Source organism: uncultured Acetatifactor sp. (assembly GCF_948601915.1).
In the GTDB taxonomy this organism is placed as follows: domain Bacteria; phylum Bacillota; class Clostridia; order Lachnospirales; family Lachnospiraceae; genus Acetatifactor.
On the sequence record NZ_CAPDXS010000281.1, the window covers coordinates 1 to 1,690 of the forward strand.

A 1,690-nucleotide genomic window follows, 5' to 3' on the forward strand; every position below is an offset into this window, starting at 1 on the left:
TCCCTTTCCTTTTCCCGTTCAGCCGGAGTCCTCTCACAAGCCCACCCATATCCCGAACCGAGATATGTCAGCACCTTTGTACCCTGATAGTAAATATCCGCGCCATATCCCCCGCTTGTCAGGATCGGGCAGGTCAGCGTTCCGCCCCCTGCCAGCGCAAACTTCTTTTCGGCAAGGTTCTCCGCCCTCCCGTCTGCCGCCTCCAGGAAGTCAAGCAGCGTCAGTTCCCCGCTCCCGTGGCATTTCGGATTGCCGTTCTGTCTCTTCAGCGAATTTTCAGCCTGCCGGTACAACGCTCTCCTGTCGGGCGATACGTCAGATATGTATTCCGCACATAACCTCGCCCTCTGGCTGTGGATATACTCCAGTTCTTTCTTGCTCGTAGTCTCCGCAGCTCTCCGTGCCAGTTCCTTGATTTCATCAGCAAACTCGGCCTTTGATTTATTGCTTTTCCCAGCGCTTGGGATCAAAGACCAGTCAGGCCCTCTGCTGCTCAGTGACATACTGTGTTTCGTATTGGCCGAATTTAGTGTACTTGAAACCGAAATTCCCATGCGCCCACCTCACAATTCCTTTTCCTATCTGTGGCTCCTCTGTTGGTCAGAGCCGCCCTTATTCCCTTGTAATAAATCCAAGCAGATTCCCCGTTCTGCCGGAACGCCGGGGATGCCTGCCCTGCCTTATCAAGCTGCGGCTTATTCGGGATACGCAGCCGTGGGTCTTATAAAACTTTCTTGAACTGATATTTATACATATCGGAATACATATTGCCGGAGGACTTTGGTGTAAACCGGCCATCCAGTGCGCCCATATCCACCGCAAAACCGCTGTCCGCCACGGAGAACGCCCCATCCTTGAACTGGAACTGTGAAGTGAAATCGGGAATCCCCAAGTCTCCGCTTATCCTGATCTTCCCTATGATATCCACCAGCGCATCCTTCATCCGTTCTACCCTGGCATTGTCCTTTGTCTTATTGATCAGATCAGCCGCCTTGTCCGGCAGCCCTCCAATCTTCCCGTCAGGTGTTAGATAGAGATTTTCTAAGGAAATGTCCTCCCCTGTAACCCCTTTCAGGTAGCGCCGGACTTCCTGTATGTCCGTGGCATACCGGTATGTGTTGGAGGACAGGTCTCCCACGCTGTCCGCAATCCCTATGTAATACTGGTACATCCGGTCACCGTACTTTTCATCTATCAGCTTCTGCACCTGTTCCCGGACGCCCTCGTCCTCTATCCCGTCCACGGACACATCCCCATTGCTCCCAATCCGTACCTGCATCCCTTCTATGTCATCACGGGAAATGCCCATGCTTTCCAGATTCTTTACGAAATCATCTGAAAAGCTGTTTTTCAGCTCCGCTTTATTCTGTGCCTTTTCCATGTCTTTCAGGTTGGCAAAAATCTTCACATACTCCAGTTCCGCATCGTTTAAGTCCTTCCCATCTGCCATGTCCTGCAGCAGTTCATCCACGGTGCGCCCGCCCTTATACTTCTTTTCTTCCGGCAGGCTGTCAAACTGCTTCCGGTGGAGCTGCTCCAGCTCTTTTAAATAATTCTGCTCCGTCTCCCGCAGGACTGCATTGTACTGGTCAAGATATTCCCGCCAGTTTTCATCCTTCCGGCTGTATGCGCTGTGGAGATTCCCATATGCTTCCCTGACGGCATCAGTCTTTTCATGCTCCTTGTTTTC

General features: G+C 52.0%; 1 protein-coding gene and 1 pseudogene. Both read right to left on the reverse strand.

Going from position 1 to position 1,690, the window contains the following annotated elements:
- A partial coding sequence (locus Q2B33_RS24035) for a hypothetical protein (RefSeq protein ID WP_300823498.1) occupies positions 1-503 on the reverse strand: 503 nt, incomplete at its 3' end.
- Positions 504-721: 218 nt separating this feature from the next.
- Positions 722-1,690: pseudogene (locus tag Q2B33_RS24040) on the reverse strand (hypothetical protein); the annotation flags it as partial.